Below are 23,773 nucleotides of genomic sequence, written 5' to 3'. Positions count from 1 at the left end.
CTGCGGAAGCTGATCACGGTGCGCCCGCACCGCCCCCGACCTCCGCGTCGCCCGGGGCGGCGGTGGGCCGTTCCCTGGGGCGCAGTCCGTCCAGGGTGCCGGTGTCGCCGAGCCGGAGCAGGAAGGGCCGCTCCGCGGTGTAGCGGATCGCGGTGACCGAGCAGGGGTCGACGGCGACGCGCTGGAAGAGGTCGAGGTGCATGCCGAGGGCGTCGGCGACCACGGACTTGATGATGTCGCCGTGGGAGCACATCACGACGAGGGCGTCGGGGCCGTGGGTCTTCTCCACGCGCGCGTTCCAGTCGCGCACCGCGTCGACCGCGCGGGCCTGCATGGCGCGCACCGACTCGCCCCCCTCGCCGGGGAAGACGGCGGCCGAGGGGTAGCGCTGGACCACACCCCACAGCGGCTCGTCGGCCAGCTCGGCGATCTTGCGGCCGCTCCAGTCGCCGTAGGCGCACTCCGAGATCCGCTCCTCGACGTGGAGCGGCACCCCGGGCAGGGCGTCCAGCAGGGGCTGCACGGTCTCCCGGCACCGCTGCAGGGGGCTGGTGACGACGGCGGCCGGCGGCAGCGCGGCCAACCGGGCCGCCAGCGCGGCGGCCTGGTCACGTCCCGTCTCGTCGAGGGCGACTCCGGGGAGCCGTCCGGCCAGCACTTTCTCCGCGTTGGCGGTGGACCGGCCGTGCCGGACCAGGATCACGGTGGGCATGACCGCCACCATACGACCACCGCTCGTCCGGTGTGGCGCCGACGTATCGCGGAAGAAGACAGGTGTGATCGTCGACTGCGCCATTTACCGCGACGGGGAGCGCACCGCCGCCCCCGACGACCTCTCCGACGCGCTGGACGCGGCGCGGTCCACGGAGGGGGCCTTCGTCTGGATCGGCCTGTACGAGCCGACGGAGAAGGAGTTCGACCTCGTCAGCCGTGAGTTCGGGCTGCACCCGCTGGCCGTGGAGGACGCGCTCTGCGCCCACCAGCGGCCCAAGCTGGAGGTGTACGAGGGTTCGCTGTTCCTGGTCCTCAAGCCGGTCTCGTACGACGACGAGCGGGACACCGTCACCGCGGGCGAGCTGATGATCTTCGTCGGGGAGGCCTTCGTCGTCACCGTGCGGCACGGCGAGGCGATCGCCCCGGGGGAGATCCGGCACCGCCTGGAGGCCGAGCACGAGGTCCTCAAGCACGGTCCCACCGCGGTGATGTACGCCATCAGCGACGCCGTCGTGGACGACTACATGGTCGTCGCGGCCGATCTGCAGGCCGACCTGGAGGACCTGGAGACGGAGGTCTTCGCCCCGGAGGGCCGCAGGTCCGTCGCGCGCCGGGGCGCCGAGAGCACGGCGAGCCGGATCTACGGCTTCAAGCGCCAGCTGCTGGAGTTCCGGCGGGCCACCGCGCCGTTGATGCAGCCGATGATCCGGCTCTCGGCGGGAACGGTGCCGCACGTGGCGGCCGGCACCCGGCCCTTCTTCCGCGACGTGGCCGACCACCTGACCCGGGCCAACGAGCAGGTGGACAGCCTCGACCGGCTGCTCAGCGACGTGCTGAGCTCCCATCTGACCCAGGTGGGGGTGCGGCAGAACGACGACATGCGCAAGATCTCGTCGTGGGCCGCCATGGCGGCGGTGCCCACCATGATCGCGGGCATCTACGGCATGAACTTCCGCTACATGCCCGAACTCCACCAGGTGTGGGGCTACCCGGCGGTCCTGGCGGTCATCGCCGTGTCCGAGATCCTGCTGTACCGGATGTTCAAGCGGCACGGCTGGCTCTGAGCGGTCCCCGGCCCCGCCCGGGGTCCGTACGGTGCGGGCGGGGCCGGGAGGCGGCTCAGACCGCGGGTTCCGCCGCGGGCTCGGGGCCGCCGAGCGCGTCGCGGCGCTGGGGCATCACCAGCCGTACCATCCGCCGCCAGCCGCCCAGGCGTTCGTACGCGTAGGTCCCGTGGATGCCGGCCCGCAGCACCGCGGCCTTCGCGGCGGACCAGCCGAGGATCCGGCCCATGTGGGCCATGACGGCGAGGCTGACGTCGCGGTAGACGCGGATCTCGGCGCGGACGCACTCGCGCAGGACGCGCTCGATGGCCGCGCCGTGGCCGGTGCCGGCGAAGCGCAGCAGTTCCTCGTGGCAGTAGGCGAGGTGGTTGTCCTCGTCGGCGGAGATCATGCGGACCGCCCTGCCGATGTCGGGGTGGTCGGCGAAGTACTTGGTGAGCAGGGCCATCTGCTCGGAGGCGCGCTGTTCGGTGACCCGGCTGTGGGCGAGGTAGGTGACGACGTCCTGCACGGTCAGGGGCTCGTCGCGGCGCAGCTTGTCGTGGGCGAGGCCGATGCCGCCGCGTTCGAGGAGCATGGTGTAGTCGGTGTCCGGGGGGACCGGGACGGGTTCGAGGCCGCGCTTGCGCATCAGGGCGTGGAAGATCCGGCCGTGCTTGTCCTCGTCGGCGCCGTGCCGGGCGATCTTGGGGGCCAGTTCACGCTGGGACTCGGGGACCAGTGCGGCGATCCTGCCGTTCTCCCAGCCGCCCTGCGCCTCACCGCTGGCCGCGATGGAGCAGAACAGCCGGAAGGAGTCGTCGTTGTCGAGGATCTCCTGGAACAGACTCCGGGCGGAGAGCATGACGTACCTCCTGCGCGAATCGGGCATACGCAAAAGACGAGTCAAGTCGCCCGCAATGCGGGAGGCAACAGGCCCGGGCGTCAACTCGGCCGAACGGATGAGGGCCGTACGGCACCGGACACGTAACCCCTGGCGCCCTCGGGCGTTGAGTTTGGTGACGGCCGTGGCGGGGAAGACCCCCGAGCCCCCACCACGGCCGCGGAAACCGAGGGGCGCTGCCGCCGGCCGAAGTGCCCGTGATTTCATAGCCCCTCGGAGGGGTCACGACCAAGACATGTTCAGCAAGGCGACGCGCAGCCGGACGACGGCACGCCCCGTGGGCCCGGCGGGCTCGGACTGGGCCCCCTACGCGCGCCTTGACGACGCGGCACGCGCCTACTTCCTCCACGCCGACGTGGCCCTGGAGGCGATCGACGGGATCCTGGGCCGGCGGCGGGTGCGCGGTTTCACCCTGGAACGCGTCGTCGACCTGACGGAGGCCGGCACCTCGGTGTGGCAGGAGGCCGCGGTCTGCGACGGCCGGCGGCTCATCCTGTGGCACAGCGAGGAGGTCGCCGACGAGGACGCGCCGGGCGGCCGGGTGCTGGACTCCTCGCTGCAGGTGCTGCCCCTGGACGCGATCGGCCACGTCGGCATGCGCACGCTGGTGGGCCGCGACGAACAGGGCCGGCGCATCGACCGCGGGGTGTACGTGGTGCTGGCCACCGCCACGCCGCAGGAACTGAGCGCGGTGCGCGGCGACGCCGACGGCCAGATCGCCTCCGCCCGCTTCCGCCCGGAGGCCTTCCGGTTCAGCAAGTCCCTCGACGACGGCGGGGCCGGCCAGATAGCGCGCCTGATCGCCTTCGGGCGGATGATGGGGCGCCTGGTCCCGGGCTGAGCCGGGACCGGCGCCGTGGGCCCGTGGCCCCTACTCCGCGAGTCCGGCGCGCTCCAGCGCCTCGACGCCCGCGCGCAGCGCGGCGACCCGCTCGTCCAGGGTGAACCCGGCCGGGGCCAGGGTCAGCGTGGTGACGCCGGCGCCCGCGTACGCCTGCATCCGGTCGGCGATCCGCTCCACGGAACCCAGCAGGGTGGTGGAGTCGATGAGTTCGCGCGGGATCGCGGCGGCGGCGCCGTCCTTGTCGCCGGACAGGTACTTGTCCTGGATCTCGGCGGCCTCCTTCTCGAACCCCATGCGCCGGGCGAGCCGGTTGTAGAAGTTCTGCTCGCGGCTGCCCATGCCGCCCACGTACAGGGCGGTGTAGGGGCGGAAGAGGTCGGCCAGCGCGTCCACGTCCTCGCCGACGGCGAGCGGCACGGTGGGGCAGACGTCGAAGCCGTCCATGGTCTTCCCGGCCTTCTCGCGGCCCGCCCGGATGTGGCGGAGCGCGGTGTCCTCCAGGTGGTCGGCCGAGGGGAAGATCAGCAGGGCGCCGTCGGCGATCTCGCCGGTCTGCTCCAGGTTCTTCGGGCCGATCGCGGCGATGTACAGCGGGACGCGCTCGCGCACCGGATGCACCGTCAGCTTCAGCGCCTTGCCGGGGCCGCCGGGCAGCGGCAGCGTCCAGTGCTCGCCCTCGTGGCTGAGCCGCTCCCGGGACATCGCCTTGCGGACGATCTCGACGTACTCGCGCGTGCGGGCCAGCGGCTTGTCGAACCTGACGCCGTACCAGCCCTCGGAGACCTGCGGGCCGGACACGCCCAGGCCCAGCCGGAAGCGGCCGCCCGACAGGGAGTCGAGGGTGGCGGCGGTCATCGCCGTCATCGCGGGCGTACGGGCCGGGATCTGGAAGATCGCGGAGCCGACGTCGATGCGCTCGGTCTGCGCGGCCACCCAGGACAGCACGGTGGGCGCGTCCGAGCCGTAGGCCTCGGCCGCCCAGCACACGGAGTAGCCGAGGCGGTCCGCCTCCTGCGCCACGGCGAGGTTGTCGGCGTCCATCCCGGCGCCCCAGTAGCCGAGGTTGATCCCGAGCCGCATGGCGATCCCCTTACCGATGAGTAACGTCTTTGTTCCCCGGACCTTATCGCTCCGGGCGCGCGCCGGCGCCTGTCGGGTACGTCACTCCTGCCCAAAGGTCCCGGACGACCAGTAATCTCACCCCTCATGGAGCAAAGGCACCTCGGCCGTACGGGACTGCGCGTGTCCAGGCTCGGGCTCGGCACGCTGACCTGGGGGCGCGACACCGGCGAACTCGACGCCGCCGACCAGCTCAAGGCCTTCTGGGAGGCCGGGGGCACGCTCGTGGACACCGCCGACGTGTACGGGGACGGCGGGGCCGAGTACCTCCTCGGCCGGCTGGTGGAGGACCTGGTGCCGCGCTCGGACCTGGTGATCGCCACCAAGGCCGGCAGCGTGCCCGACCCCTACCGCCGCTTCGACACCTCGCGCGGCCACCTGCTGGCGGCACTCGACGCGTCCCTGCAGCGGCTCGGCACCGACCACGTCGACCTGTGGCAGGTGCACGCGTACGACGCGACCACCCCGCTCGACGAGACGCTGCAGGCCCTCGACCTCGCCGTGAGCTCCGGCCGCGCCCGCTACGTCGGGGTGTCCAACTTCTGCGGCTGGCAGCTGGCGAAGGCGGCCACCTGGCAGCAGGCGCTGCCCACGCGCACGCCGCTGGCCAGCACGCAGATGGAGTACTCGCTGCTGCAGCGCGGCATCGAGCGCGAGGTGCTGCCCGCCGCGCTGGACCTGGGGGTGGGGCTGCTGCCCTCCTCGCCGCTGGGACGCGGGGTGCTGACCGGCAAGTACCGGCACGGGACCCCGCAGGACTCCCGCGGCGGCTCCGAGGACATGGCGCCCTTCGTCGCCCCCTACCTCGACGAGACGGCCCGGCTCATCGTGGACGCGCTGGCCATAGCGGCCGACGGGCTGGCCGCCAGCCCCCTGCAGGTGGCGCTCGCCTGGGTGCGGGACCGCCCGGGGGTCGTCGCCCCGATCGTCGGGGCGCGCAACGCCCAGCAGCTCGCTGCCGCGTTGTCAGTGGAGACCCTTAGTCTTCCCGATGAGATCTGCCAGGCGCTGGACGACGTCTCTGCGCCGGTGCACCGCTATCCGGACCACGACTGGAGCACGCTGTGATCGGGCCCCGGCCGTAGTCCGCCGTACAACGGAGGCCACCGTGACCGAGGACCGCGACGACCGCGAGGACGGCGCCCGCGAGGAGGGCGCCGAGCCGCAGGAGGCCGCCGCCGAGGAGTCCGCGGCTCCCCGGCGGCCCCGGCCCTCGACCGAGGGCGTTGGTTCGCAGCTCCCCGCCGAACTCTCGGACCTGGCCGCGGCGGTGCGGGCCATCGAGCGCGGCGAGCGTCCCACCGCGCCCGCCAGGAGCGGCGGGCCCGTACGTCCCGCCGCGGCGCCGCCCGCGGCCGCCCCCTCCCCTGCGCCCGCCCCGGCGCCCGCCCCCGTGGCGCGGCCCGCGCTGCCCGACCGGCTCAGCGAAGACGCGGTCGCGGCCGCACGGACGGTGCTGGCGGCGGGCGGGGCCCCCGAGGGCATGGCCGAGGCCGCCGTGACGGCGCTGGGCGAACGGGCCGGTGAGACGCTGCGCGAGGACCCGTGGCAGGTGCTGGCGCTCGCCGGGGTCCGGGTGGACCAGGCCGACGGCTTCGCCAAGACGCTGCTCGGCGGCGAGGCCGGCCCCGACGACGCGCGCCGGGTGCGCGCGCTGGTCGTCTGGCTGCTGGAGCGGGCCGCCGAGCGGGGCCACACCGCGCTCGAATGGGGGACGCTCGGCGCGGCACTCGGGCAGAACGGGGTCACCGGCGCCGAGGAAACCCTGAAGGCCGCCGTCGCGGACGGCCTGGTGCTGGTCTTCCACGTCCCGGACGAGAGCGCCGGTGCCCGTCCGGCGGCCGGCGAGGAGGACGAGGAGGCGCCGGTGCGGCTGCTCCTCGGCCTGGACCGCTACGCGCTCGCCGAGGAGAGCCTCGCGGACGGCCTGGGCAGGCTCCTCAACACCTTCGACGCGGACGCGTCCCAGGACTGGGAGGGCGCGGCGGCCGCGGCCCCGTCCCCGTCCGCGGCGGCGCTGGTCCGGGCCGCGGCCGGCAGCGGTCTGGTCGTCCACACCGGCGCGGAGGCGGCCCGGGGGGAGCCGGCGGCGCTCGTGGCGGCCGCCCGCTCCCTGGGGCTGCGGGCCTGGGCCGTCGCGGCCACCGAGGACGGCAGGCGGCGGCTGGCCGGGTCCGTGGACGCGGAGGCCACCGCCACCCTCGCCGGGCTGCTCTCGGGCCACGAGGGCCCCGGCCGGGACGAGGACGGCGCCCTGGCGCTGGACCTGCTGGCGGTGCTGGACGCGCCCCAGCTCGACGTGGAGACGGCGGCGACCCTGGTCGAGTCCGTGCCCGACGGCGCGCGCCTGGTGCTCTCCGGTGACCCGGCGGTGCTGTGGTCCCCGGGGCCCGGCCGGGTCTTCGCCGACCTGCTGGCGGCCAAGGTGTGCCCGCAGGTCGCCTCGCGCACGCCCGACCCCGGCCCGGTCGGCGAACTGGTCTCCGGGATCGGCTTCGGCGAGCTGGCCACCGTCGACGCCCCCGGGAAGGAGGTCGTGATCGTCCCGGTGCGGGACGCCGGCGAGGCCGTGCACCGCACGGTCCAACTGGTCGCGGACTCCGTGCCCCGGGTCATCGGCGTCCCCCCGGAGCAGACCCAGGTGATCACCCCGGGCCACGGCGGTGCCGCCGGCACCCGCGCGCTCAACGCCGCGCTCAAGGAGCGGCTCAACCCGGGGCCCGGCCGCTTCGGCGGCTTCGACCCGGGTGACCGGATCGTCCACTCGCCGGCCCCCGGGACGGCCGTGCCGGGCACCGTCGTCTCCGCCGGCGCGGAGGGGCTGCGGCTCGACTGCGGGGGCACGCAGGTCGTGGTCGCGCCCGACGCCGTTCCCGGCGAGGTGCGGCACGGCTGGGCCGTCACGGCGCACCAGGCGGCGGGCCGCCGCTGGCCGGCCGCCGTCGTGGTCCTGCCGGGGGACGCCGCGAAGGACCTGACCCGGGCCTGGGTCTACACCGCCTTCAGCCGCGGGGAACGCCATCTGTCCGTGGTGCAGGGCGTCGATCAGGCGCTCCCGCACGCCGTGGCGGAGGTCCCCGCCCGGGAGCGCACCACCCGTCTGCGGGACATCCTGCGCGAGCAGGCGGCCGCCGCCGCGGCGGAGTGACCCGGGGCGCGGGCCCGGGGCGGCTCCCCCGGGCCCGCGGCCGGGCCGTGTCCGAGCCGGATCAGGCCAGCCGGTCGAGCTCGTCCGCTTCGGCCTCGTCGTCGTAGACGGCGCTGACGTCGAAGCGGCAGAGCAGGTGCCGCGGGTCCGCCTGGTCGAAGGGCGCGGAGAGCCACTCGCCGGGCTCGGCATGCCCCGCCGCGGTCACCCAGAGCGTGGAGTCGCCCTCCTCCAGGCCGAACTCCTTGTGGCGCTCGGCGATCTCGTCGGGCTCGTACTCCCCGAAGAGGGCGCCCACGGCCGCGCCGATGTCCCCGCCGTCCTCCGCCGTGGAGCCGGAGACCCGTTCCGCCTGCCGGCGCAGCCGCTGGGGGTCGGCCACGGTGTAGTCCCGGCGGATCAGGACGCTGATCGCGCCCGGCTCCCCCGGCCCGGCGTAGTCGGGGAGGGTGTCCCCGAGCGGCACCTCGAAGGGGGTGACCTCGTCGTAGGTGTCGTAGAGCAGCTCGTCGTAGGCCTCGGCGGCCGAGGCGAGGCCCTCGAAGGCCCGGTAGACCGCGGGATCGTCCTCCCCGGTGCGGTTCTCGATCGCGTCCAGGTGGCGGTCCAGCGCGGCTTTCACCGCCTCGACGGCGGCTCGTACCTCGGCAACGGTGGGCTGCGCGGCATCAGACATGCAGAAGACGCTATCCGTACCGGGGCGCTCCCCGCACAATAGATGCGATGCCCGAATACGAATTCAGAGATGTGTACGTGCCGCGGGGAGTCTCCCGCAAGGAGGCTCAGCGCCTGCTGACCGACCACGCCGAGTACGGTCACTGGGAGCTCGACCGGCTCCGCCTCTATCCGGACGGCAGCCGCCGGGTGCGGCTGCGCCGACGGATCATCCGGCAGATACGCGCCACCTGGTGAGGTCGCCCCCGGACGCGGAACGGGGCCCCGCGAAACGCGGGGCCCCGAAGGGGTGAGACCGTGCCGCTCAGTTCTTGACCGCGCGGGCGCGGCGGAAGAGCACCGCACCGCCCAGCAGGAGACCGGCGCTGGTCAGCAGGCCCGTGGCGATGTCGCCGGCACCGGTGCGGGCCAGGGACGGACCGCCGCCGTGGCCCATGGACTGCGGCTGGTTGCCACCGCCGCCGCCACCGCCGCCGCCGCCACCGCCGCCGCCACCGCCGCCCTCGTTCTCCTTCTCGTTCTCCTTGCCGGGCTTGTGGCGGTTGCCGTGGTGCCCGGGCTTGTGGTGGTGACCCTTGCCCTCGTGGTGGTAGTAGCCACCGGTGTTGGCGCAGGTGTTGCCCGCCGCCGGGTTCAGGATCCCGATGACGTCGATCGTGTTGCCGCAGACGTTGACCGGGATGTTGATCGGCGCCTGGATCACGTTGCCGGACAGGACGCCCGGGGAGCCGACCGCCGCGGCGCGGGCCGAGGCGCCGCCACCGCGGTGCCCGTAGCCCTCGTCGCCGTCGTGGCCCTTGCCGTAGCCCTTGCCGCCGCCGTAGCCCTTGCTGCCGCCCTGGCCGTAGCCCTTGCCGCCGCCGTAGCCGCCGCTCTTGCCGCCCTTGCCGCCACCCTGGCCGTAGCCGCCGCTCTTGCCGCCGCCGTAGCCGCCGCTCTCCTTCTTCCCGTAGCCCTTGCCCTGGCCGTAGCCGTGGCCCTTGCCGTGGTCGATGGAGCCGTTGACGCAGGTGTTGCCCGCCGCCGGGTTGAGGAGCCCGACGACGTTGACGGTGTTGCCGCAGGCGTTGATCGGAATGTTCACCGGCGCCTGGATGGTGTTGCCGGACAGAACGCCCGGAGAGCCGGCGGCGACGCCGGACGCGGTGGAGTCCGCGTAGGCCATACCGCCGGTGGTGACGGCGAGCACGCCGCCTGTCGCGACTGCGGTGAGCAGCCCCTTTTTCGCGACTTGTCGCATTGAATGTCCTTGCCTCTTGCTTTTCCGATACGGAAACCGGCGGACTATCGCCCGCCGGGGGAATGAATGACCCCCCGGGGCCGGATGACCGGTGTCCCACCCCTAGCCGGTGCGGCGGCCCCGGAACGCGGAGATGGCGCCTCCGGGGCCGCCGGGATCAGGCCTGCAGCAGTGCGGCCCGCCGCGGCGTCAGTTGTTGAAGCAGGCGTTGCCCAGAGCCGGGTTCAGCAGCCCCACGATGTTGATCGTGTTGCCGCACAGGTTGACCGGGATGTTGACGGGCACCTGGATCACATTGCCGGAGAGGACCCCCGGGGAACCGACGGCGGCAGCCTGAGCGCCGGAGTCGGCGACGGCCACGCCGGCACCCGCAGCCACGAGCCCACCGGTGACAGCGGCAGCAGCGACGACCTTCTTGATCATTTTTCCTCCTTGTTGGCAAAACGGCCCCAACCTCGGACCGCACACGAACCAACGACCAGGGAGGAGGCGCGCTACTGCCGCCGGGATTCATTCACTCTTTTCGGCTAAGCGGCAAGAAATGTCGATGATGCGAGCGTCGTCTCAGCAGTTCGCAAGGAAACGGTCGAGAACGCGCACGCCGAACTTCAGTCCGTCGACCGGCACCCGCTCGTCCACGCCGTGGAACATCCCCGCGAAATCCAGCTCCGGCGGCAATTGCAGCGGGGCGAATCCGAAGCAGCGGATCCCGAGGTCGTCGAAGGACTTGGCGTCGGTCCCGCCGGACAGGCAGTACGGCACCGCGCGGGCGATCGGGTCCTCGGCCTTCAGCGCCGCCTGCATGGCCTCGACCAGGGCACCGTCGAAGCTGGTCTCCAGCGCCTTGTCGGAGTGCACGTCCTCGCGCCGGACCCGGGGACCGAGGATCCGGTCGACGTCGGCCAGGAACTCCTTCTCGTGCCCGGGCAGGAAGCGCCCGTCGACGTGCGCGGTGGCCTGGCCGGGAATGACGTTCACCTTGTAGCCGGCGCCCAGCATCGTGGGGGCCGCGGTGTTGCGCAGCGTGGCCCCGATGATCTTCGCGATGCCGCCCAGCTTGGCCAGCGTCGCCTCCATGTCCTCCGGGTCGAGCTCGGTACCGAGGGCGTCGCCGAGCTCGTCCAGGAATCCCCGCACGGACTTGGTCACCCGTACCGGGAACTCGTGCCGGCCGAGCCGCCCGACCGCCTCGCAGAGCTCCGTGATGGCGTTGTCGGTGTTCGTCATGGAGCCGTGGCCGGCGGTGCCGTCCACGGTGAGCCGCATCCAGTGCATGCCCTTCTGGGCGGTCTCGATCAGGTACAGCCGGACGTCCTCGTTGACGGTGAAGGAGAAGCCGCCGACCTCGCCGATGGCCTCGGTCACGCCCTCGAACAGCCCGGGGTGCCGGTCGACCAGGTGCCGTGCCCCGTAGACGCCGCCCGCCTCCTCGTCGGCGAGGAAGGCCAGCACGATGTCGCGGGGCGGCCGGCGGCCGCTGCGCAGCATGTCGCGCACGACGGCCAGGGTCATCGCGTCCATGTCCTTCATGTCGACCGCGCCGCGGCCCCAGACGCACCCGTCGGCGATCTCGCCGGAGAAGGGGTGGTGGGTCCAGTCGTCCGCGTTCGCGGGGACGACGTCGGTGTGGCCGTGGATCAGCAGGGCCGGGCGGGAGGGGTCCTCGCCGGCGATGCGGGCGACGGTGGAGGCCCGTCCCTTGTGGGACTCGAAGACCTGCGGCTCCAGGCCGACCTCGGCGAGCTTCTCCGCCACGTACTCGGCGGCGGCCCGCTCACCCGGCCCCGAGTGGTCGCCGTAGTTGCTGGTGTCGATCCGGATCAGGTCCCGGCAGAGGTCGACGACCTCGTCCTCTGCGGTGGTCGTACGGGCGGCCGAGTTCGACTCGCTCACGCTGTCTCCTTCGTTCGTCGGTCCCCGCCATCCTCCCGCGCCCCCTCCGCGCGCCGCGAGGGCCCCGGGCCGGCCGCCCTGCTCCCGTCACGGCAGGCGTGTGATCGGGGACCTCCGGATGTTTGCTATTGTTTTCCACGTCGCCGGGCCGAGTGCCGGGCGGCGAACACCTTGTCCGGGTGGCGGAATGGCAGACGCGCTAGCTTGAGGTGCTAGTGCCCTTTATCGGGCGTGGGGGTTCAAGTCCCCCCTCGGACACCACACAGACGCCTGTGGGCGGCACGACCGGGAGACCGGCGGTGCCGCCCACAGGCGTTTGCGGCGTCCGGGACCTCTCCCCGGTGGGGACGCCCGCCCCGCGGTCACCCGGGCAGGTGAAAGGGGCGGCGGACGATCGGCCGACTGGTCGCGCCCGGCATGACAGCGCCGGCGGCCGGGGGCAGCGTTGCCCTCGCACCGCTCTCCGCACAGACGAGGACGCTCACCATGGCCGATCCCCGGCGGCACGGCATCCGCGCCGGCGCACTGTTCCTCCTGCTCGGCGCCGCGAGCTGCTCCGGTGTGACCCCCACAGCGGTGGGCTCGGTGGTGTACACCACCCCCGACAACAAGGTGGTGCAGATCGACAACCCCTCGGTGGACGGCTGCCACCAGCTGCCGCCCACGGGTGCCCGGTCCATCACGAACAAGACGCTCAACGACGTGGTCCTGCACACCGGCCCCGGCTGCAAGAACCTGGAGGGCACGGAGAGCTACTACCTGGCGACGAAGACCAGCAACCCGGGCGTCCCGGACGCGGAGCCCTGGATGAGCTTCACCGTCGTCGGCGGGAACGCCTGACCAGGGGTCATCAACGGCCGGACGCAGCGGCGTCCGGGGTGGCCCGCACGTCGCAGGACCCGGGCGGCCCGCGTCCGGGCCCGATTCGCCGTGCCCACGGGCCGGGCTTACGTTTGAGGTGGCCCGCGCACCCGCCCGTTCCCCGCGGGCCGTGCGGCCCGGAGGACGGTGACCGCGATGACCGTGGACGCCCGGTGGGGACCCCCCGGCGAGCGGGCCGCGCACGGCAAGGCGGCCCGCAAGGCGGCGCCGCGGTCCGCGCACGCCGAGTACGCGCCCGCGGCGGACCGGCCCGACCCGGTGGACGTCGTGGAGGAGCAGTCGGCGCGGCGCGTGCCGGAACTCGTGCCCATCCGCTACGGCCGCATGACCGAGTCGCCGTTCCGCTTCTACCGCAGGGCCGCCGCGATCATGGCCCGGGACCTGGCGGGGACGCCGCGCTCGGGCCTGCGGGCCCAGTTGTGCGGGGACGCGCACCTGCTGAACTTCCGGCTGCTGGCCTCGCCCGAGCGGCGGCTGATGTTCGACATCAACGACTTCGACGAGACCCTGCCGGGCCCCTGGGAGTGGGACGTCAAGCGCCTGGCCGCGAGCCTGGTCGTCGCGGGGCGCGCGCCAACGGCTTCTCGGCGGCCGAACGCGCGCGGGTGGTGCGGGCGGCCGTGGGCGCATACCGGCGCCGGATGCGCGGCTTCGCGGGGATGGGCAACCTGCAGGTCTGGTACACCCGTTTCGAGGCGGACGAGTTGCAGCAGCAGTTCGCGCCGATGATGGGCGGCGGGGACGTGGCGCGCTGGGAGCGCGCCCGGGCCCGGGCCCGGGCGCGCGACACCCTGCAGGCCTTCGACAGGCTGACCCGGGTGATCGAGGGCCGGCGGCTGATCGCCCCCGATCCCCCGCTGCTGATGCCGCTGCGCGACCTGCTCGACGGCGACGCCCGCGCCGCCCTGGAGAAGGAGATCGCCCGGCTCGTCGAGCGGTACGGGCACACCCTGCAGCCCGACCGCCGCTTCCTGCTCGAGCAGTACCGGCTCGCCGACTGCGCGCGCAAGGTCGTCGGGGTCGGCAGCGTGGGCACCCGCTGCTGGATCCTGCTCCTGCTGGGCAAGGACGACGGGGATCCGCTGTTCCTGCAGGCCAAGGAGGCCGAGGAGTCGGTCCTGGCGCCCTACGCGGGGGCGGGGACGCACCGTACGCAGGGCGAGCGGGTGGTCGCCGGGCAGCGCCTGATGCAGGCGACCAGCGACATCTTCCTCGGCTGGGAGCGCCTGTACGGCGTCGACGGGCGTCAGCGCGACTTCTACGTACGGCAGTTGCGCGACTGGAAGGGCATCGTGGTGGCCGAGGACCTCGTCCCGCGGACGATGACGCTGTTCGGGGAGGTGTGCGGCGCCACCCTGGCCAGGGCGCACGCGCGGTCCGGGGACCGGATCGCGATCGCGGCGTACCTGGGGGGCTCGGACGTCTTCGACCGGGCGGTCGCCCGGTTCGCCGAGGCGTACGCGGACCAGAACGAGCGGGACCACCGGGCGCTCGTGGACGCCGTCCGCGCCGGACGGGTCCGGGCGGAGACCGTCTGACGCCCGCGCGGTGGCGCGGCACGCCGTCGGGACGTCGTCACGGGCGCGACGACGCCGGGCGGGGCGCCCGGCCGGGGGCGGGCGGGCGCCCGCCTCTGAGCGGCGGCAGCGGAGGGATGTCGGGGCCCTGCGGCAGCAGTTCGGCCACCACGAAGGAGACGACCACCGCGAGCACCACGACCGGCACCGACTCGGCGTTGCCGAGCAGCAGCACCACGAGCACCACAGTGCTCACCGGCAGGCGCATCGCGGCGGCGCCGGCCGCGGCCATGCCCGCCGCCATCGCCGGTACGACCCCGAACCCCGGCAGCGGGGCGGCCAGCAGGCCGGCGGCACCGCCCAGGAAGAGCGAGGGGAAGATCGGGCCGCCGCGCAGGCCGCCCAGGCACAGCGCGTAGCCGGCGCCCTTGCACAGCAGCACCGCGACCAGGGCGCCGGCCGGCCAGAGGTGCGGGTCGGCGGCCATCCGCGCCAGCGTCGTCTGCCCGGAGGAGGCGACCTCCTCCGGGGTACGGCCGGTTGCCAGCGCGTACCCGGCGGCGCAGGCACCGGCGGCGAGCGCCAGGAGCACGGTGTGCGGCAGCGGCCGGCGGGAGACGAACACTGCGGCGGCCCTGCCGCCGGTGACGGTCAGGTGCACGCCCGCTCCGACGGCCAGGGCGAGCAGCACGCCCCACACCACGTCGCCGGCGTCGAGCGTGGGCGGCCGGGGCAGGCCGATGTCGAGGTGGGACGTCTTCAGTCCCGTCCAGCGGCCGAAGCCGGTGAACACGATGTCGCCCACGCCGCTGGCGAGCAGGGCCGGCAGCATCACGGCGAACAGCTGGGGCCCGCCGATCCCGGCCACCTCCATCAGGAGGACTCCGGCGACCACGGGATTGCCGAAGATCGTGGCGATCGCCGCCGCCGAACCGGCCGCGCCCAGCAGCGCGTTGTTCTGCGGGGTCGCCGGCGAGCGGACCAGGTCGCGGAAGAGCAGGGCGAGTCCGCCGCCGACGGCGATGAGCGGGGCCTCGGGTCCGAGCACCGCGCCCAGCGGAAGGCCGGCGAGGGCGGCGAGGACCACCCCGGGCAACGCGGACGGGGTGATCCCGCCGGTGTGCAGGCCGCCCGCCGGGACGTGGCCGCCGCGCCCCGGCAGGCGGGTGACGACCAGGCCCACGACCACGCCGGCGAGGGTGAGCAGCGGCAGTGGCCACCACCACGGCGGCGTCCGCAGGCCGAACTGCCCGGGGAGCACCTGCCACAGCAGCCGCTCCAGTTCGTGCAGCGCGACGAGGAACCAGAAGGCCAGGAAGGACACCGGGATGCCGATCAGCGCGGAGAACACCAGGGTCCTGCGGTACGCCGGCCGGCACAGGAGTTCGCGCAGTTGGTCCGCTTCCTGAGGCTGGTTCCCGGGGTGGCTGATCGCCGGCCTCCTCGCTCGCGAATGGGGCGGAACGGGTGATGTCCGGCGAGACTACCGACGCGGGGCCGCACCGAGGCGCAGGGCACGCTGGACGTTAGGGTGAGCCGACCGCGCGAGGAAGCGCGGCCCCGACGTATCTGGAGGTGCCATGGCCGCCCCCACCTGGGTCGCCGTGCCGGACGACTCCCCCTTCGGCGTCCACAATCTGCCGTACGGGGTGTTCACCACCGCGGACCGCCCGCGGGAACGCCGGATCGGCGTCGCGATCGGAGACCACGTGCTCGACGCGGGCGCCGCCGCCCGCACCGCCGGTGCCGGGACGGCCGGCCCGGAGGCCGGGCTGCTGACCGCGCCGACGCTCAACCCGCTGCTGGCGGCCGGGCGTTCGGCGTGGACGGCGGTGCGGTCGCTGGTCACCGCGTGGCTGACCGACGAGGCCCACCGGCCGGCCGTCGAGCCGCACCTGCTGCCGCGCGACTCCGTCACGCTCCACCTGGCCTTCGACGTGGCCGACTACGTCGACTTCTACGCCTCGGAGCACCACGCCACCAACGTCGGCCGGATCTTCCGCCCGGACGGGGAGCCGCTGCCCCCCAACTGGAAGCACCTGCCGATCGGTTACCACGGCCGCAGCGGCACGATCGTGGTCTCGGGGACGCCGGTGGTGCGTCCCAACGGGCAGCGCAGGGGCGCCGGCCTCTCGGCCCCGTCCTTCGGGCCGTGCGAGCGGCTGGACTTCGAGGCCGAGCTCGGCTTCGTCGTCGGCGGCCCGACGGCGCATGGCGAACCCGTGCCACTGGCGGAGGCCGAGGAGCACGTCTTCGGGGTCTGCCTGCTCAACGACTGGTCCGCCCGGGACATCCAGGCCTGGGAGACGGTGCCGCTCGGCCCGTTCCTGGGCAAGTCCTTCGCGACCTCCGTCTCCCCGTGGATCGTCCCCCTCGACGCGCTGTCCGCGGCGCGCGTCGACCCGCCGCCGCACGACGTGGGGATCCTGCCCTACCTGGACGACCGCGGCGCCGGGACGCCGCCGCGCGGGCTCGACATCGCCGTGGAGGTCCGGCTGCGGGGCGAGGTCGTCTCGCGTCCGCCGTTCTCCACCATGTACTGGACGTACGCCCAGATGCTCACCCACATGACCGTGAACGGGGCCTCGTTGCGGGCGGGCGACCTCTTCGCCTCGGGCACCGTCAGCGGCCCGCTGCGTGAGCAGCGGGGTGCGCTGATCGAGCTGACGTGGAACGGCGAGGAGCCGCTCGTCCTGGCGGACGGCACGAAGCGGACGTTCCTTGAGGACGGCGACGAGCTCGTCATCTCGGCGAGCGCCCCGGGACCGGACGGCACCCGCATCGGTTTCGGCGAGGTCGCGGGCCGGGTGGTGGCGGGGCCGGTACCCGCGTGAATTGACCTGCTCAGGGGTCTGTCCGAGTCCCGGGTCGGCGTGATCTCCTACGCCTGACGGCGCGGCGTCCGGCCACGGCACGCCGCGCCGTCGCGTACGCGCATCCGCCCGCCCGCCGCGACACGGCCCGGACCCGCAGGGGAGCCATGTCCGAGACGCTGCCCTCCGCACCCGCCGAGGACGCCCGCCGCGCCTCCGGCCCGCCGCTGCCCCGGCAGGTGCGGATCGGCTACGGCCTGGGGTCGCTGGGCACCGGCACCTTCGGCACGGTGCCGGGCCTGATCCTGCTCTACTACCTCACCAATGTGCTGGCCGTGCCGGCGGCCGTGGCGGGCGCGGCCGTCTTCCTGCCGAAGGCGTGGGACGTGCTGATCAACCCCTTGGTGGGCGCGGCCGCCGACCGCAGCCGCCTGCAGGGCGGTTCACGACGGCCGTTCCTGCTGGCCGGGGCGCTGACGCTGCCTCCGCTGTTCGCGCTGGTCTTCGCGGCGCCGCCGCTGCGCGGGGCGGCGGCCGCGTGCTACGTGGCGGTGTTCTTCCTGCTCGCCGCGACCGCCTACGCCGTCTTCCAGGTGCCGTACGTGACGATGCCGGCCGAGATGACGCAGGACCCGGACGAGCGCGCCCGGGTGCTGGGCTGGCGCGTGGGGTTCCTCGGGGTGGCGATCCTGCTGTCGGGGGCGCTGGCCCCGGCGGTCGCCCACGAGAACGGCGACACCCCCGCGAGCTACCGGCTGATGGGCGCGGTCGTGGCGGTGCTGCTGCTGGTGGGGATGCTCGGCGCCTGGCACTTCACCCGGCACGCGCCCTCCGTCGCCCGCAGCGAGTCGGAGGCGTCGCTGCGGGCGCAGTTGGCGGCGGCCCGGGAGAACCGGCCGTTCCTGTTCCTGGTGGGGATGTGGACGCTGCAGGCGCTCGCCGTGGGCGTCATGCTGGCCGGGGTCCAGTACTTCGCCACGTACACCCTGGGCGCGGCCGGGGCGGTCACCCCGCTGTTCGTCTGCATGATCGGCCCGCTGGTGCTGGTGATGCCGCTGTGGAACCGGCTGGCCCGGGCCCGTGGCGTGAAGTACGCGCAGTGGTGCGCCTCGCTGCTCTTCGTCGCCGCCGCCGCGCTGCTGGCCCTCACCCCGTACGCCGGGCCGGGCCTCGGCTACCCGGCGGTCGCGGCCGTGGGGATCGCCTACGCGGGGCTGCAGTTGCTGCCGCTGACGATGCTCGCCGACACCCTGGCCGCGGACGCGGTCCGTACCGGGCGGCGGCGGGCGGCCACCTTCACCGGGCTGTGGACGGCCGCCGAGACGCTGGCGTTCGCGCTGGGCGCCGGGGCCTTCGCGCTGGTGCTGGCGGTGAGCGGGTTCCGTTCCTCGGACGCCTCGCACCACGCCGACCAGCCGGACTCGGCCCTGGCGGGCATCACGGCCGGCATGAGCGTGCTGCCCGCGCTGCTCGCGGCCGCGAGCCTGTGGCTGCTCCACCGCTACCGCGAGGACCCCGCCGGTCCCGCCCCGCAGACCCCCGTCCGTACCGACCGGCCCGAGGACAACGACGACCATGACCAGTGAGCCCGTTCCCTCCCCCGCCCTCCCGCAGGGCCTTCCCGCCGGCGAGGTGCTGGCGCGGCTGGCCGGGCTGCGCGCGCAGGACGCCCCCACGCGCGGCGGCCGCACCTTCGCGTACGTCTACGACTCCGGGCTGTCCGGCGTGGACGAGCTGGCCGCCGCCGCGTACGCGGAGTTCGCCACCGTCAACGGGCTCGACATGACGGTCTTCCCCAGCGTCGCACGGCTGGAGAACGACCTGGTCGCCGCCGCCGTGGCGCTGCTGGGCACACCCGGCGCCCAGGGCACCTTCACCAGCGGCGGCACCGAGTCCATCCTGCTGGCCGTGAAGACCGCCCGGGACCACGCCCGCGCGGTGCGCGGGGTGACCGCGCCCCAGCTGGTACTGCCCTCCACCGCGCACGCCGCCTTCCACAAGGCCGCCGCCTACCTGGGCCTGGAGCCCGTGGTGGTGCCGGTGGACCGCGGGACCATGCGGGCCGACGCGGCGGGCACGGCGGCCGCGATCACCGACCGCACGGCGCTGGTGGTGGCCTCGGCGCCCTCGTACGCGCACGGGGTGGTCGACCCGGTCGCGGAGATCGCCGCCGCGGCGGCCGGCCGGGGCGTGCTGTGCCACGTCGACGCGTGCATCGGCGGCTGGCTGCTGCCCCACCTGCGGCGCGCGGGGCGGGACGTACCGGACTTCGACCTGTCGGTGCCCGGGGTGACCTCGCTCTCGGTGGACCTGCACAAGTACGGCTACGCCGACAAGGGCGCGTCCGTGGTGCTCTACCGGGACGCGGAGCTGCGCCGCCACCAGTACTTCGCGCACGCGGGCTGGCCGGGCTACCCCGTGGTCAACCCGACGGTGCAGGGCACCAAGTCGGCCGGGCTCCTGGCCCAGGCGTGGGCCGTGCAGCGGCACATCGGCGAGGACGGCTACCGCGCGCTGGCCGAGCGCACCGCCGCGGCGGCCGACCGGCTGCTGCCCGGGCTGCGCGCGGTCGAGGGGGTGCGGGTGCTGGGCGATCCCCAGGCCGGGCTCGTCGCGTTCACGCTGCTCGGCGCCGACGGCGAGCCGGACCTGAGCCTGCTGCTCCACCTCGCCGACGAGATGCGCGAACGCGGCTGGTACCTGCAGCCGCAGCTGTCCTTCGACGGGCTGCCGCCCAATCTGCACCTGACCCTGACCCCCGCGGCGGCCGGGCTGGTGGACGCCCTCCTCACCGACCTGGACGCGGCGTCGAAGGCGGCGCGCGCCCTGGAACCGGTGGCGGTGGACCCGGCGATCGCGCAGTTCGCGGCCGGGCTCGACCCGGACACCCTGGGCCCGGAGGAGGTCGAGGCCGTCCTGGCCTTCGCGGGCATGGGCGGCGGCGCCGCCCTGCCGCGCCGGATGGCCCCGGTGCTCGCGCTGCTCGACGCGCTGCCGGTCCCCCTCAAGGAACGGCTGCTGACGGAGTTCGTCGGCTCGGTCTTCCGCGTCTGACGGCCGCGGGCGGGCGGCGGGCAGCACCGGACGCCACCCCGGGCTGCCGCGGGCGGCGGGCCTCCGGCACCCCTTGGCCGGGAAGGCCCGACCCCGAACAGGACGGCCGCACCGCGTGCGCGTCCGCGGAGTCCGCCGCGCCGGGCGGTCCTGCCAGGCGGCGAACGGCCGCCACACACCTCGGGCCCTCGTGGCCAGGAGCACCCGGACGACGGTTCACGCCGCACGCGCCACAGCCGCATCCGGTCGACGGCCGTGGAGCCTTCCCGATCAGCGGTCTAGACTCCGCATGCCATCCGCGGCTGGGGAGCCTTGGAACGTCCGAGGGGGCGACATGGTCTGGTCACGGCTGCGTCGGGGGCCGGCGGCGCCACTGCCGCCCTTGCCGGGCATGTGCGCGTACCGTCGGCACGTCCTGGGGACAGAGCACTTGTCGTTCCGTACACCGGAGACGGCATTGGACGTCGTCGCTGTGCTTGCCGCCGCCGCGGACCCTGAAGCGCAGCAGTGGCTCGGTTCAGCGGAACACGAGGCGACTGCCCACCTGGCTGACGCCCGTATCCGAGAAGCCGTCCTGAATGTGCGTCCTGGTGACCCCGCCTCGCTCCGTGCGGCCCCGTGGACACGGAACATGCTGACGAAGTCCTTCGAGCCCACAGGAGAAGGAGAGGTTCTCGTGGGTGTCCGCCGGGACGACGGCAGATACGCCGGGTGCATCCAACTGAACCCCGTCCTCCAGGAGATCGGCGGCTGGCTGGCCCCCCATGCGCGCGGCACGGGACTGGGCGCGGAACTGTTCCGGGCAGCCCTGCTGCTCGCGCACACCCACTTCGGACTACGGACCGTACGCGCCGGCTACGAGCCGACGAACACCGCGTCCGCTCGGGCACTCGCCGCTGCGGGCTTCGTCCCCGCCGACGGGCCGCCGACCCACACCCTGGAGAACGGCCGGGAGGTCGAGGCGCTGTGGGTGCGGCACGTGGCGACGGGCCCGGCGTCACGCTGCCGCGGTGCCCGGCCGTCGGCGCCGAGCGAGCCCGCGGGCCGTCCGGCGTCATGACCACGGCGAACCACCGGCCCCACCCCTGACCAGCCCCCCGGCAGAGCCCTACCAGGGGCGTCGGCGGCGCGCGCCGCGCGGTGCTCAGCGGTCGCGGCCGCGGGGCCTGAGGGGGGTCGCGGGGAGTTCCGGGGCGAGGAGGCGGGCGCCGTCGTAGCCGTGCACGGTGCCGAAGGCGCTGCCGGTGTTCCACTCCTCGCGGGCCCGGGCGATCTCCTCCCCGCTGCGGGCGACGAAGTTCCACCACATGACGAGCTTCTCCTCGAACGGCTCGCCGCCCAGCAGCATCAGGCCCGCGGCGGACTCGGCGCGCAGCGGCAGTCCGGTGCGGCCGCAGCCGAGGTAGAGCATGGAACCGGCCTCGACGGGGACGCCGTCGACGTCGGCGCGGCCGGACATCGACAGCACCGCGTACTCGAAGTCCCGCCGCAGCGGCAGCGTCACGTCGGTGCCCGCGGCGAGCGCGAGGTCGGCGCCGACGATGGGCGTGTGCACGGTGCCGGGCGAGGCCGCGCCGTCCAGTTCGCCCAGGACGACGGTGGCGGTCAGGCCGTTCCCGCCCCGCAGCACCGGCAGGTCGGCGTGGTGCTCGAAGGAGGGCTCGCGGTGCCGTGCCGCTTCCGGGAGGGCGACCCACAACTGGGCGCCGTGCAGGAGCCGGGCGTGCTCCCGGGGGGACTCCTCCGAGTGGGCGATGCCCCGGCCGGAGGTCATCAGGCCCAGTTCCCGCGGGCGGACGGTCCGCAGGCTGCCGAGGGTGTCGCGGTGCAGCACCTCGCCCTCGTGCAGCCAGCTGACGGTCTGCAGCCCGATGTGCGGGTGCGGGGGCACCTGCATGCCGGGCTGGTCGGCGATGTCGTCGGGCCCGTAGTGGTCGACGAAGCACCAGGCGCCGACCATGCGGCGGCCGAGGCCCGGAAGCAGGCGGCGTACGGCGGTGCTCTCGCCGAGCGGGACGAGGCGTCCGGTGAGGAGGTCGTGGACGGGCCGCGCGGACACGTCCTCGCGCCCGCCGCAGGTGGCGGGCGCGGGATGGACGTCGAGGTTGCTCATGGCGCGGTCACGTTCACGTCCTCGCGGCGCTGCCCGGGGACGAGCGCGGCGGGGATGTCGGCCTCCAGGCCGCGCAGGTGCTCACCGAGCCCCTTGGCCTGGGGGTCGGGGCGGGTGGAGGCGGCGACGCCCTCGCCGAGCAGGCCGTGGACGACGAAGTTGAGGGCGCGCAGGTTGGGCAGTTCGTAGCGGCTGACGGGGAGCTTGGCGGTCTCCGGCAGCAGGGCGCGCAGCCGTTCGACGTCGAGCCAGTGGCGCAGCCAGGTGTAGGCGGCGTCGTCGCGGGCCCAGAGGCCGACGTTGGCGTCGCCGCCCTTGTCGCCGGAGCGGGCGCCGACGAGCAGGCCCAGCGGGGCGCGCACGGTGGGCCCCTCGGCGGGCCGCCCGGGCGGGGCCGGGGGCTGCGCGGGGACGCGTACCGAGGTGGCGGGCGGACGCGGCACAGGGACGCGGGTGCCGTCCTGCAGCACCACCTCGGGGTGGACGAGGGCGGCGGGGACGAGGGCCGGCCAGTGGACGCCGTACTCGGTGGGCCGGGGCGAGAAGTGCTCCATGTGCAGCCCGGGCGCCGTGGACAGGCCGGTGCCGACGACGGCGCCGAACAGGGCGCGGCCGACCTTGTCCTGGTCGGGGTCCTTGACGGTGAGGGTGAGCCGGGCGCCGGAGGCGGTGGGCTCGGTGCGCAGGTCGTACGTGGCGAAGCCGGCCGGGCCGCCGGTCGCGTCGAGCAGGGACGCCTCGGCGAACCGGGCCTTGGCCTCGATGTCGGGGCCGGTGAGCACGAAGGAGGCCGCGTTGCGGTAGCCGCCGTGGTGGTTGAGGCACACCTTGAGGGTGTCGGGGGCGGGTTCGCCGCGGGCGCCGGAGACCAGGACGCGGTCGGGGCCCTGCTGTTGCAGGGTCACGGTGTCGAAGCGGGTGACGACGTCGGGGTTGAGGTAGGCGGGGCGGTCGATCTCGTAGAGCAGCTGGGCGGTGACGGTGTCGACGGTGACCGCTCCGCCGGTGCCCTCGTGCTTGGTGATGACGCTGGAGCCGTCGGGCCGCAGTTCGGCGATGGGGAAGCCGGGGCGCACGGGCCGTTCGATCTCGGTGAAGAAGGAGTAGTTGCCGCCGGTGGCCTGGGCCCCGCACTCGATGATGTGCCCGGCGGTGACCGCGCCGGCGAGCCGGTCCCAGTCGTCGGTGGCCCAGTCGAAGGCCCAGGCGGCGGGGCCGACGACGAGGGACGCGTCGGTGACGCGGCCGCAGATGACGACGTCGGCCCCGGCGCGCAGGGCCTCGGTGATGCCCCAGGCGCCGAGGTAGGCGTTGGCGGTGAGCGGGCGCACGTCCGCGTCGGCGAGCGGGAGTCCGGTGGCCAGGTGGGCGAACGGGTGCCCCGCGCGCTGGAGTTCGGGCAGCCGGTCGATCAGGTCGTCGCCCTCCAGGTGGGCGACGGAGGGGTTCAGCCCCGCCAGGGCGGCCAGTTCGCGGAGCTTGCCGGCCAGCCCGGCGGGGTTGAGCCCGCCCGCGTTGACGACGATCTTGATGCCGCGGCCCAGGCAGGTGGCCAGGACGTCGCCCATCTGGGCGAGGAAGGAGAGGGCGTAGCCCGCCTCGGGGTCGCGCTGCCGGGCCTTCCAGAGCAGCAGCATCGTCAGCTCGGCGAGGTAGTCGCCGGTCAGTACGTCGATCGGGCCGCCCTCGACCATCTCACGGGCGGCCGATAGGCGGTCGCCGTAGAAGCCGGAGCAGTTGGCGATGCGCAGGGTCTCACGTCGCTGGGTCATGTCCCTCGCCGTCAGCGGTGTCGGTGTTCAGATGTGGGTGGT

General features: G+C 74.3%; 20 protein-coding genes, 1 tRNA gene and 1 pseudogene. 12 read left to right on the top strand and 10 right to left on the bottom strand.

Annotation, left to right across the window (positions count from 1 at the left end; all coding sequences use genetic code 11):
- Nucleotides 1-13: 13 nt before the first annotated feature.
- Nucleotides 14-712, bottom strand: coding sequence for a histidine phosphatase family protein (locus ACFZAU_RS33050; RefSeq protein WP_499603636.1), 699 nt, complete (start codon nucleotides 710-712; stop codon nucleotides 14-16).
- Nucleotides 713-776: 64 nt separating this feature from the next.
- Between ACFZAU_RS33050 and corA the strand changes: the two genes are divergently transcribed.
- Complete coding sequence (gene corA, locus ACFZAU_RS33045; RefSeq protein ID WP_500555230.1) at nucleotides 777-1,778, top strand: magnesium/cobalt transporter CorA; 1,002 nt, start codon at nucleotides 777-779, stop codon at nucleotides 1,776-1,778.
- Between the two features lie 55 nt (nucleotides 1,779-1,833).
- On the opposite strand, the gene ACFZAU_RS33040 is transcribed toward corA, so the two are convergent.
- Nucleotides 1,834-2,622, bottom strand: a complete 789-nt coding sequence (locus tag ACFZAU_RS33040) for a ferritin-like domain-containing protein (protein WP_500555229.1) — start codon at nucleotides 2,620-2,622, stop codon at nucleotides 1,834-1,836.
- Nucleotides 2,623-2,896: 274 nt separating this feature from the next.
- Between ACFZAU_RS33040 and ACFZAU_RS33035 the strand changes: the two genes are divergently transcribed.
- Entirely contained in the window at nucleotides 2,897-3,502 is a 606-nt protein-coding gene (locus tag ACFZAU_RS33035) for a hypothetical protein (protein WP_499603641.1), read from the top strand.
- 30 nt (nucleotides 3,503-3,532) lie between these two features.
- On the opposite strand, the gene ACFZAU_RS33030 is transcribed toward ACFZAU_RS33035, so the two are convergent.
- Nucleotides 3,533-4,585, bottom strand: coding sequence for an LLM class F420-dependent oxidoreductase (locus ACFZAU_RS33030; protein WP_500555228.1), 1,053 nt, complete (start codon nucleotides 4,583-4,585; stop codon nucleotides 3,533-3,535).
- Nucleotides 4,586-4,711: 126 nt separating this feature from the next.
- On the opposite strand from ACFZAU_RS33030, the gene ACFZAU_RS33025 reads away from it, so the two are divergent.
- Together ACFZAU_RS33025 and ACFZAU_RS33020 are read left to right on the top strand one after the other, a co-directional pair.
- Complete coding sequence (locus tag ACFZAU_RS33025; RefSeq protein ID WP_499603644.1) at nucleotides 4,712-5,692, top strand: aldo/keto reductase; 981 nt, start codon at nucleotides 4,712-4,714, stop codon at nucleotides 5,690-5,692.
- Nucleotides 5,693-5,732: 40 nt separating this feature from the next.
- The gene (locus tag ACFZAU_RS33020) at nucleotides 5,733-7,772 is read left to right on the top strand and encodes a helix-hairpin-helix domain-containing protein (protein ID WP_500555227.1); all 2,040 of its coding nucleotides are present in this window, start codon (nucleotides 5,733-5,735) and stop codon (nucleotides 7,770-7,772) included.
- Between the two features lie 61 nt (nucleotides 7,773-7,833).
- Here ACFZAU_RS33020 and ACFZAU_RS33015 read toward each other — a convergent pair whose 3' ends face one another.
- Nucleotides 7,834-8,448 carry a hypothetical protein gene (locus tag ACFZAU_RS33015; protein WP_500555226.1) on the bottom strand — a complete coding sequence of 205 codons (615 nt, stop codon included), beginning with the start codon at nucleotides 8,446-8,448 and terminating at the stop codon, nucleotides 7,834-7,836.
- A 47-nt stretch (nucleotides 8,449-8,495) separates the two neighbouring features.
- Here ACFZAU_RS33015 and ACFZAU_RS33010 point away from each other — a divergent pair, with 47 nt between their 5' ends.
- Nucleotides 8,496-8,684 (top strand): DUF5703 family protein, encoded by a 189-nt coding sequence (locus ACFZAU_RS33010; protein WP_026250995.1) that lies wholly within the window; start codon nucleotides 8,496-8,498, stop codon nucleotides 8,682-8,684.
- 67 nt (nucleotides 8,685-8,751) lie between these two features.
- Here the strand turns inward: ACFZAU_RS33010 and ACFZAU_RS33005 are convergent, their stop codons facing one another.
- The 3 genes from ACFZAU_RS33005 to ACFZAU_RS32995 form a co-directional block, all read right to left on the bottom strand.
- Nucleotides 8,752-9,687, bottom strand: coding sequence for a chaplin (locus tag ACFZAU_RS33005; protein ID WP_500555225.1), 936 nt, complete (start codon nucleotides 9,685-9,687; stop codon nucleotides 8,752-8,754).
- A 189-nt stretch (nucleotides 9,688-9,876) separates the two neighbouring features.
- Entirely contained in the window at nucleotides 9,877-10,110 is a 234-nt protein-coding gene (locus tag ACFZAU_RS33000) for a chaplin (RefSeq protein WP_018559022.1), read from the bottom strand.
- Nucleotides 10,111-10,251: 141 nt separating this feature from the next.
- Entirely contained in the window at nucleotides 10,252-11,580 is a 1,329-nt protein-coding gene (locus ACFZAU_RS32995; protein ID WP_499603652.1) for a M20/M25/M40 family metallo-hydrolase, read from the bottom strand.
- 173 nt (nucleotides 11,581-11,753) lie between these two features.
- On the opposite strand from ACFZAU_RS32995, the gene ACFZAU_RS32990 reads away from it, so the two are divergent.
- The 3 genes and pseudogenes from ACFZAU_RS32990 to ACFZAU_RS32980 all read left to right on the top strand — a co-directional run bounded on the left by ACFZAU_RS32990 (nucleotide 11,754) and on the right by ACFZAU_RS32980 (nucleotide 14,000).
- Nucleotides 11,754-11,841: transfer RNA gene (locus ACFZAU_RS32990), tRNA-Leu, on the top strand.
- 225 nt (nucleotides 11,842-12,066) lie between these two features.
- Entirely contained in the window at nucleotides 12,067-12,420 is a 354-nt protein-coding gene (locus ACFZAU_RS32985) for a hypothetical protein (RefSeq protein WP_500555224.1), read from the top strand.
- 177 nt (nucleotides 12,421-12,597) lie between these two features.
- Nucleotides 12,598-14,000, top strand: a pseudogene (locus tag ACFZAU_RS32980) (DUF2252 domain-containing protein).
- A gap of 37 nt (nucleotides 14,001-14,037) precedes the next feature.
- On the opposite strand, the gene ACFZAU_RS32975 reads toward ACFZAU_RS32980, so the two are convergent.
- Nucleotides 14,038-15,330 carry a chloride channel protein gene (locus ACFZAU_RS32975; RefSeq protein WP_500555223.1) on the bottom strand — a complete coding sequence of 431 codons (1,293 nt, stop codon included), beginning with the start codon at nucleotides 15,328-15,330 and terminating at the stop codon, nucleotides 14,038-14,040.
- Nucleotides 15,331-15,559: 229 nt separating this feature from the next.
- On the opposite strand from ACFZAU_RS32975, the gene fahA reads away from it, so the two are divergent.
- From fahA to ACFZAU_RS32955, 4 genes are all read left to right on the top strand, one after another.
- Nucleotides 15,560-16,813, top strand: coding sequence for a fumarylacetoacetase (fahA, locus tag ACFZAU_RS32970; protein ID WP_500555222.1), 1,254 nt, complete (start codon nucleotides 15,560-15,562; stop codon nucleotides 16,811-16,813).
- Between the two features lie 146 nt (nucleotides 16,814-16,959).
- Nucleotides 16,960-18,378 (top strand): MFS transporter, encoded by a 1,419-nt coding sequence (locus ACFZAU_RS32965; RefSeq protein ID WP_500555221.1) that lies wholly within the window; start codon nucleotides 16,960-16,962, stop codon nucleotides 18,376-18,378.
- Nucleotides 18,368-19,846: a pyridoxal phosphate-dependent decarboxylase family protein gene (locus ACFZAU_RS32960; RefSeq protein ID WP_500555220.1), complete on the top strand. Its 1,479-nt coding sequence runs from the start codon at nucleotides 18,368-18,370 to the stop codon at nucleotides 19,844-19,846. The genes ACFZAU_RS32965 and ACFZAU_RS32960 overlap by 11 nt, the downstream gene beginning before the upstream one ends.
- 289 nt (nucleotides 19,847-20,135) lie before the next feature.
- The gene (locus ACFZAU_RS32955; RefSeq protein ID WP_500555219.1) at nucleotides 20,136-20,906 is read left to right on the top strand and encodes a GNAT family N-acetyltransferase; all 771 of its coding nucleotides are present in this window, start codon (nucleotides 20,136-20,138) and stop codon (nucleotides 20,904-20,906) included.
- Nucleotides 20,907-20,990: 84 nt separating this feature from the next.
- On the opposite strand, the gene ACFZAU_RS32950 is transcribed toward ACFZAU_RS32955, so the two are convergent.
- Together ACFZAU_RS32950 and ACFZAU_RS32945 are read right to left on the bottom strand one after the other, a co-directional pair.
- Nucleotides 20,991-21,959, bottom strand: coding sequence for a pirin family protein (locus ACFZAU_RS32950; protein ID WP_500555218.1), 969 nt, complete (start codon nucleotides 21,957-21,959; stop codon nucleotides 20,991-20,993).
- A complete protein-coding gene (locus tag ACFZAU_RS32945; protein WP_500555217.1) occupies nucleotides 21,956-23,731 on the bottom strand; it encodes an acyclic terpene utilization AtuA family protein in 1,776 nt (591 codons plus the stop codon). Before ACFZAU_RS32945 ends, ACFZAU_RS32950 begins: the two co-directional genes overlap by 4 nt.
- Between the last annotated feature and the right edge of the window lie 42 nt (nucleotides 23,732-23,773).

It is taken from the genome of Streptomyces sp. NPDC008238 (assembly GCF_042956445.1).
Classification (GTDB): domain Bacteria; phylum Actinomycetota; class Actinomycetes; order Streptomycetales; family Streptomycetaceae; genus Actinacidiphila.
Note: the sequence above shows the minus strand (reverse complement) of the source record. Positions and strands in the feature narration are given on the sequence as shown.